This is a genomic window from Haloferula chungangensis, from assembly GCF_042664875.1.
In the GTDB taxonomy this organism is placed as follows: Bacteria; Verrucomicrobiota; Verrucomicrobiia; order Verrucomicrobiales; family Akkermansiaceae; genus Haloferula; species Haloferula chungangensis.
The window spans coordinates 93,148-101,615 of the sequence record NZ_JBHTBS010000013.1; the positions used below are offsets into that span (position 1 = coordinate 93,148).

Below are 8,468 nucleotides of genomic sequence, written 5' to 3' on the forward strand. Positions count from 1 at the left end.
GGGTTCCATAGTTCGAATGTTGGGATTTCGCAACTCACAAACCCGATCCAGATCAGTCCCCGTTCCTGAACTCCTGCTTCAACACCACCTCCTATAAAAACGAATACGCCAATCCAAGCGCGGCGCAGACTCCTAACAGCGGAAGGACGCCGAGTTTCATTTTCTCGATTGCCAACCATGCGGCGATGGCGAGGACGATGACGAAGTAGTCGATGCGACCGGCTTCGGGCTGGACGGCGTGCCAGGTGAACCACAGGGCGAGGTTGAGGATCACGCCGACGACGGCGGCGGTGATGGCGTTCAGGGTGGCGGAGAGGGCGGGCTTTTCGCCGAGGCCTTCGACGTGGGGGGCTCCGAGGAAGACGAAGAGAAAGCAGGGGAGGAAGGTGACCCAGGTGGTGATGCCGGCGCCGAGGGCGGCGGAGGCGAGGGGGGTGAACTCGCCGGGGTGCTGCCACGCGCCGACAAATCCGACGAACTGCAGCACCATGATGAGCGGACCGGGCGTGGTCTCGGCGAGGCCAAGTCCGGCGATCATCTGGGTTTGCGAAAGCCAGCCGTGGGTTTCGACGGCTTGCTGGGCGACGTAGGGAAGCACGGCATAGGCTCCGCCGAAGGTGATGAGGGCGGCTTTGCTGAAGAAGATGCCTTCCTGGGCGTGGACGCTTTTCCAGCCCAACAAGAGCCCGGTGGCGACGACTGGGAGCCACCATAGGCTGAGGCAGGTGGTGATGATTTTCAGCGAGCGCGGCAGGCTGGCGCGCGGCGCGGGTGGCAGGGCCATGGCAGGCTCGGTGTCGGCGATCGCACCGTGTCCTTTTCCTGCGGGGAATTGTTTCGGAAAACGCCTGGAGCTAAACCAGCCGATGAGCGCTGCGGCGATGATGATGATGGGGAAAGGGATGCCGAGGAAGCGGATGGTGATGAGCGAAAGGATCGCGATGACCCACAGCGCGGGTGTTTTGAGCGCTTTGCCGCCGATGCGTTTGGCGGCGGAGAAAACGATGGCGATGACGGCCGGGACGAGGCCGTGGAAGATTCCGGCGATCCAACCGAGATGACCGCCGGCCATGTAGAGCCACGAGAGGGCGAAGAGAATCAGCACGGAGGGCAGCACGAATAGAACCCCGGCGGCGATGCCACCTTTCGCGCCGTGGAGTCGCCAGCCGAGGTAGGTGGCAAGCTGCTGCGCTTCGGGGCCGGGAAGCAGCATGGTGAAGTTCAGCGCGTGGAGGAAATGCTCGTCGGACAGCCAGCGTTTCTCTTCGACGAGTTCCTTGTGCATGATCGCGATCTGCCCGGCGGGTCCGCCGAAACTGATCCAGCCGAGTTTCCACCAGAAGCGGAGGGCGGTGCGGAAGTCGGGTGGCATGTCGGGGGAAGGTGAGACGCCGCTACTTCGCCAAGATGACGAAAGGCAAGCAAGACGCAAAAGCCGCGAAACTCAACAGGGCGATCAAGCTAGTGAGAAAATTGGTTCCATCTCAGTATGATGGCTCGGATGGGTCGACTTTTGAGTCGTGGCGCTCAGATTGGGACAAATCGGAAAACGGATCATCAAACTGAACATCGAGCTGATGGGATCAGGGCGATCAAGTTAGGGAGAAAATCGGCTCCAGCTGAATGTTTTCGGACCAAGATGGATAGGATCCTCCGTCGCCAAGGCTATGGCGGAACAGGTGGGTAGGATTTTGAAATCATGGTCTTCAGTTCAGGCTAGAATTGAGGTTCAACCATGACGGTCATCACCAAGATAATTGGATTTCGTTGTCTTCATCCTATTGATCCCATCCATCCTGGTCCAATTTCTTCCCTAGCTTGATCGCCCTGCTGATGAGAGCCTGTTGCCCTGATCCAGAGCATCTTAGTCATCCAGGTCCGTGACCCTCCAGAATCCATCTTCCTGGCGTTTGCTGCCGGGCTTGTTTGTTGAGCCATTGGAGCTAAGACTTCCGTCGGAATGAATGTTCTGGTCAGTGGCGGTGCGGGGTTCATCGGGTCGAACCTGGTTTGGCAGCTTCTCAATTCGGCGGAGGTCGAGGTGGGTAAGGTCGTGACTCTTGACAAGCTGACGTATGCCGGAAGCCTGCTGAATTTGGACCGAGTGGCTGGCGACCCGAGGCATGGGTTTGTTGAGGGAGATGTGGGCGATGAGCAGCTCGTGACGAAGCTGCTGATGGAGCACGACATCGATGCGGTGATGCATCTGGCGGCGGAGACTCATGTCGACCGATCGATCGATGGCCCTGACGAATTTGTTGAAACGAATGTGGTGGGGACTTTCCGAATGCTGGAGGCCTTCCGCTCACATCTGGCCTCGCGATCACGGAAGGACGCGATGTTTCTCCATGTGTCCACGGATGAGGTCTTCGGATCGCTCGGCGCCGATGATCCACCTTTCCATGAAGGCTCCGCCTACGCGCCGAACAGCCCCTACAGCGCTTCGAAAGCAGGTGCCGATCATTTGGTGAGATCCTATCATCAGACCTACGGCATGCCGACCGTGACGACCTATTGCCCGAACAATTTCGGCCCCTATCAGTTTCCTGAAAAGCTGGTGCCGCTCATGATCAGAAAGATGCTCAAGGGCGAACCGCTGCCCGTCTATGGGGATGGGAAAAATGTCAGGGACTGGATCTTTGTGGAGGATCACTGTCGAGCCTTGGTGGCAGTCCTGAAGGATGGGGTGGCGGGAAAAAGCTACTGCATCGGCGGTCGCTGCCCTTTGACGAACCTCGAGGTGCTCGGGGCCATTCGGGAGGTGCTCATGGAGCTGGAAACGACTCAGGATTTTCCAGCTCTCGATGAAATGATCGAGAAAGTTGCGGATCGCCCCGGGCATGATCGGCGCTATGAACTCGATCCCTCTCGGATCGAGAAAGAACTCGGCTGGAGCGCATCGCTGGACTTCATGGAGGGGATGAGGCGCACGGTGAGGTGGTATTTGGAAAGCGAGGCCTGGGTGAGGGCGGTGGAGGAGGGCGGCTATCAGGGCGAGCGTCTGGGAGTCGATCTCTGAAGGAGCGCGACTTGCGGGATGGGGGATTCGCGATTAAGGAGGGGCGGATGGCATTCGAACTGGTCAGTGATTACAAGGCAATGGGCGATCAGGCCCAGGCGATCGAGAAGCTGGTCAAGTCGATCGAGGCGGACAATCCGCATCAGACACTGCTCGGGGTGACGGGATCGGGAAAAACCTTCACCATGGCGAACGTAATCGCCCGGATCAGCAGGCCTACGCTGATCATGGTCCACAACAAGACGCTGGCAGCGCAGCTCTATTCGGAATTCAAGAATTTCTTCCCCCACAATGCGGTCGAATACTTCGTCAGCTACTTCGATTACTATCAGCCGGAAGCCTACATCCCTCGGACCGATACCTACATCGAGAAGGACTCGAGCATCAATGACGAGATCGAGCGGCTGCGCCTGTCGTCGATGGGTTCGCTTCTGACACGGGAGGATACGATCGTGATCGCCTCGGTGAGCTGCATCTACGGTCTGGGATCACCGGATGATTACGAGGGCATGATGGTGCCCGTGTGGGTGGGTGAACAGATCAGTCGTGACCAGCTGTTAGAAAGTCTGGTGGCCATGCTGTTCGAGCGGAATGACATTGCTTTCGGGCGCGGCAAGTTCCGGGTGCGCGGAGATGTGGTGGAGGTGCATCCGGCCTATCTCGATGAAACGGCGGTGCGCGTTGAGTTCTTTGGTGATGAGATCGATCGAATTTCGACCATCGATACCTTGACCGGCACGGTAATCGACAAGATCGATAAGTACACGTTTTTCCCCGCAAAGCAGTTCGTGACCTCGGCGGACAAACTCAAGCGGGCGATCGTGGAGATCCGCAAGGAAGCGGATGCACGGGTCGCGGAGTTCGAGAGCCAAGGGAAGCTGATTGAGGCGCAGCGCCTGCGGATGCGCACCGATTACGACATCGAGATGATGCGGGAAATGGGCTTCTGTCAGGGAATTGAGAACTACTCGCGTCACCTCACAGGCAGACCCCCGGGGGCGCAGCCCTATACCTTGCTGGATTTCTTCCCTGATGATTTCCTGACGATCATCGATGAGAGTCATGCCACGATTCCGCAGGTCGGCGGCATGTATGAGGGTGACAAGAGCCGCAAGACGGTGCTGGTCGAACATGGATTCCGTCTGCCGAGTGCGCTCGACAACCGACCGCTGAAGTTCGAGGAATTCATGAAGATGACGGGGCAGCGGCTCTACGTATCCGCCACGCCGGGGCCCTTCGAGATCGTGAATTCCAGACCGGACAACCGAAGCTACATTCCGGTGAGAAAACGCAAGGATGGACGGGGCTATGATGGCCTCGACCTCAGAAAGCTGAAGGTGATTCCGAGTGGCAATGCAGAGCCGATCGAAGACTTCGATCCGAGCAAGGCAGGCCGCCCATTGGTGGTGGAGCAGATCATTCGCCCGACAGGTTTGCTGGACCCGATCCTCACCATGCGTCCGCTGAAGGGACAGATTGATGAGACGATCGAGCTGTGTCGTCAGCGGGTGGAGAAAGGGGAGCGGGTGCTGGTGACGACTCTAACAAAGAAGACCGCGGAGGATCTTTCGGAGTATTTGCAAGGAGTGGGATTGAAGGTGCGCTACATCCATGCGGATGTGGACACGGTCGAGCGGGTGGAAATTCTGAGGCAACTGCGGGCGGCGGCTTTTGATATTCTGGTGGGGATCAACCTGTTGCGGGAAGGTCTCGACTTGCCGGAAGTGTCTTTGGTTTGCATCCTGGATGCGGACAAAGAGGGTTTCCTGAGGAATGAGACGAGCCTCATCCAGACGGCCGGTCGTGCGGCGCGGCACATCAATGGCGAGTGCGTGTTGTTCTGTGATGTGGTCACGGATTCGATCCAGAAGTTGCTCGATGTGACGGAGTACCGCCGCACGCGGCAGTCGGAGCACAACGAGCTTCATGGGATCACGCCAATCGGAGTGAAGCGGGCGGTGCAGGAGAGTTTGCAGCTCTACTCGAACCAGCGGGAGAGCGCGGAAAAGATGAGTCGCTCGCTGGTCGCGGAGGACGAAGAGACCTACGACAAGATCCGGGTGATCGCGGAGTTGGAGAAGGAGATGCGTGATGCGGCGGCGAAGCTTGAGTTCGAGCGCGCGGCGCATTTGCGCGATCAGTTGGCGCAGCTGAAGGGGGACGGGGAAGCGAAGCCGAAGAAGAAGGTGAGTTATCGGAAGTTGAAGTAAGAGACTTGCGGTGTTAGCCATTGCCTTCCAACCAGAATGGAAAACGAACAAATTCCTATTCCTGTTGAATGGCGGCAAACCATTCGCGAAATTGTGAAGTCCTTCGTCCGTCGCGACTATCGACTAACCGACCGAATTGCTGGGGTCGGACCTGTTAACGGTGATACGGCTCAGCAGATCCAAGGTTACATAGAAGATTACGGAGAAACTTTAATCGAGTTGCCCGATGAAAGTTGGGCTACGTCGGTTGCGTCTCTTCAGGCACCTGGACGCTGGGAATTCTTGGTTGATCTGTGGACCGAGGAGTCGGGTCGCAGCGATATGGTGCTCCACGGGGACTTGGAAGGAGAAGGATCAGATCAAATCGTGAGAATACATCTGGTGTATGTTCCCTAGGCTCTGTCGTAGTGGCATCCCTCCGGGATGCGGGATTTGAGGGGATGGGTTACCCGGGGTGGTCGCTTCGCTTGACCCCCCGGGCTACGGTCTTTCATCCCTTCGGGATGGGCCAGCGACTGAAGTCGCTGCTCCTTGAGGTGGCGTGGGAGGTGCGACGCCCTCGTCGCGCTAGAGTCGGGAGGTGTCTGCCCTTGATGCGGCGATTGTTGGACTGAAGTTGTCCTTTCCTTGCGGCAGGGACGTGCCAACTCCTGGGCTATGGGAGGATAGCGAAGCTGCTATCATCGATACAGGTGCCTTTGGGAGGGGCGATGTCGAGGGATCCCTTCTTTGCGGGCGGCTTGCTCGCTGAAGTCGAAGAAGATCGAGGGCTGTGAAGGCGGGCCGCGGGATGCGATATGTGGATGGAGCTTGTCTCCACCGAGCCAGCATTAGGTGGTTTGAGGTAGCTTGGATTTTGAAAATGATTCGACCCAGGCTTACAAGCTGAGCTCTATCGCATGAGGTGAAGTCATTCACACGACAGAATCTCCGGACGGTCTGTGCACCGCATCACGTGGCCCACCCTCCTCTTCATCCCGGCGATCACTCGGCTTCCTACCCGCGTGGATGGATCTTCTGATGGATCAGGCACATCCGATCGGTCGTCACGTGCGTATAGATCTCCGTCGTATCGATCCTTGAGTGACCAAGAAGGGTCTGGATCGTTCTTAGATCCGCACCGTGTTCAAGCATGTGCGTCGCACAAGCATGCCGGAGCAGGTGGCACGCCCCCTTGCGCACGAATCCGATCTTCTTCAGATACTTGCGGACAAGGTGCCCGGTGGCTCCCAGGGAAAAGCGGTCTCCATAGGAAGTCAGGAACAGATCATCACAGGGAGCTTCGGCAACAATCATCAGCGGTCTGACCTCCGTCAAATATCGCCTCAACCAATAAAGCGCTGGAGCCCCAATGGGAGCAAGGCGCTCCCTCTCTCCCTTCCCGTGCTTCACCACCATCACCCGCTTCTCGAGACGTAAGTCGCTGATTTGTAGGGAGACGAGCTCCTTGCGACGAATGCCGGTCGAATAGAGGAGTTCAAGCATGGCTCGATCCCTGATGCCGAGAGGATCCCTTGTGTCCGTAGCCTCCAGCAGACTCACGACTTCGGACTCACTCATCACATCGGGCAGTGTGCGCCCTCGGCACCGCCGGAAATGGTGGCCTTCGAGAGGATTGAAATCGATGACTCGGCGTTCCACCAGATACCTGAGAAACTCATTGGTCGCGCGCAGTAGGCCCTCTTGAGAAGCGGCAGCAAGCGGATTGCCACTTTTCGTCCGATAATTCTCGATCCAGAGCAACCATTCGTCGAGTAATCCGCGAGACAGCCACCCGGGGCTTTCAATCTTTTTGGTCTCGCACCATTCGAGAAAGCGCCGGAGAAGCAGTCGCCGCGTTTCGATGGTTGCGTTGCTTAGTCCCCGGTGTTTCTGGGCGCACAGCCACTCGGTCATCAGTACCCCGAGCGCACTTTTCAGGTAGTCCTCGCGACCGGGCTTCAGGCCTCCCTTCTTGTCCCTCCATCTCCTCATTTCCTTCCCTTTCTTCCAGCCTTTCGAATGACGTTTCATCAAACACCTCCTGTTATCAAACACCTCCTGTTGTTTTTCTTAAGCTCAACCTGATTTTCTGATTTGCAACCAAGATTGCTTAAGTGCATCAGATTCCGAGGCTGTTTTTTCGTGACTCTCTAATCGGAATTAGGGTATACGAGTCGCCGTCGATCATTCAGCTCCCATGGGATACCATTGCCTCTCATCCTCAGTCAAAAGCACCCAGCCGCTGGAGGAAAAGGTGGTCTCATATTACGGCTACCGATACTACGACCGGGTGACGGGGAGATGGCCATCTAGGGATCCGATTGGGGAAAGAGGCGGGGTCAACTTGTATGGTTTCGTAGGGAATGACGGGGCTAACCATCTAGACTATTTGGGCCTAATTGAAGATGATGATACTCAGGCTCCTACTGATTACTTTGAAGCTGATGGACCCAGTCTTTTGTCGCCAACTATTGACGTTACAGGTGTGAGGAAGGCTGACGTAGAAAGACTCAAAAAAGCTGTTGATAAAGCTGAAAAGCTAACGGATTCACTGGGACGCAAATGCTATGAAATTTACCTCAGATTAAACCCAGTTAATAGCGCTGGAGCTCGTGCAATTGGATCAAAGAGGGATAGAGGTATATTGCTAGCGCATTCCGACGGAATAAACGTAGTGACAGATGGTGAAGATGTTCCAATAGGAGATCTTCAACCTAATTGTAAGGCAATCGGGTGCAACTTGAATGGGAATAAGCGAACACCAATAATTGCTGCCTTTGATCAAGTTGTGGACGAAATTGAGAAACTAAAGGCGAAAAAATGTTGTGATCCGATTGAGACGATAGAAGTCGGAGCTGGAACCCTTAAGTGAACTTATGAAGCTGCTTTACCTAGTTATACTTTTGGGTCTCTTTTCCTGTGGTTTAAGTGCGCGTGAATCTGATGTCGTGATGTCGTCAGACGACTCTTTTGGGGAGTTTGGAAAACAGCTCAGAATAGTCGCCAGAAAGAGCGCCAACAGTACAATCGCAATTGAAATCCGCAGTTCAAATAATGACTCTAAATACCGATTTAACTATCACATTCTTGCGACCGACGCTCATTTTTCGAACCCGTGGCATAAAGTTTTGGCTCTCCTGAGATTTTAGTGGGTAAGCGGGCATTGATTTTTGAGCGTGAGATTACCCGCGATCCAGTAGGCGATGGCACGAAAATTCTCGAAACGACGGTATCCTCTAGCTCGTCTTTTGGCTAAC

At 55.9% G+C, this 8,468-nt stretch carries 6 protein-coding genes and 1 pseudogene; 5 read left to right on the forward strand and 2 right to left on the reverse strand.

Annotated elements, in window-relative coordinates:
* Positions 1–91: 91 nt before the first annotated feature.
* Positions 92–1,372 carry a chromate efflux transporter gene (chrA, locus tag ACFQY0_RS18600; RefSeq protein WP_379715597.1) on the reverse strand — a complete coding sequence of 427 codons (1,281 nt, stop codon included), beginning with the start codon at positions 1,370–1,372 and terminating at the stop codon, positions 92–94.
* A 588-nt stretch (positions 1,373–1,960) separates the two neighbouring features.
* Here chrA and rfbB point away from each other — a divergent pair.
* Genes rfbB through ACFQY0_RS18615 form a run of 3 tightly spaced genes read left to right on the forward strand, consistent with a single transcriptional unit; the run spans position 1,961 to position 5,625 of the window.
* Positions 1,961–3,019: a dTDP-glucose 4,6-dehydratase gene (rfbB, locus tag ACFQY0_RS18605; protein WP_379715600.1), complete on the forward strand. Its 1,059-nt coding sequence runs from the start codon at positions 1,961–1,963 to the stop codon at positions 3,017–3,019.
* Between the two features lie 47 nt (positions 3,020–3,066).
* Positions 3,067–5,229, forward strand: a complete 2,163-nt coding sequence (locus tag ACFQY0_RS18610; protein WP_379715603.1) for an excinuclease ABC subunit UvrB — start codon at positions 3,067–3,069, stop codon at positions 5,227–5,229.
* 36 nt (positions 5,230–5,265) lie between these two features.
* Positions 5,266–5,625 carry a DUF7668 domain-containing protein gene (locus tag ACFQY0_RS18615; protein WP_379715606.1) on the forward strand — a complete coding sequence of 120 codons (360 nt, stop codon included), beginning with the start codon at positions 5,266–5,268 and terminating at the stop codon, positions 5,623–5,625.
* Between the two features lie 600 nt (positions 5,626–6,225).
* Here the strand turns inward: ACFQY0_RS18615 and ACFQY0_RS18620 are convergent.
* The gene (locus ACFQY0_RS18620; RefSeq protein WP_379715609.1) at positions 6,226–7,242 is read right to left on the reverse strand and encodes a tyrosine-type recombinase/integrase; all 1,017 of its coding nucleotides are present in this window, start codon (positions 7,240–7,242) and stop codon (positions 6,226–6,228) included.
* A 166-nt stretch (positions 7,243–7,408) separates the two neighbouring features.
* Between ACFQY0_RS18620 and ACFQY0_RS18625 the strand changes: the two are divergent.
* Positions 7,409–7,597 (forward strand): annotated as a pseudogene (locus ACFQY0_RS18625) (RHS repeat-associated core domain-containing protein); the annotation flags it as partial.
* A gap of 3 nt (positions 7,598–7,600) precedes the next feature.
* Positions 7,601–8,083, forward strand: a complete 483-nt coding sequence (locus ACFQY0_RS18630; RefSeq protein WP_379715615.1) for a hypothetical protein — start codon at positions 7,601–7,603, stop codon at positions 8,081–8,083.
* The last annotated feature ends 385 nt before the right edge of the window (positions 8,084–8,468 follow it).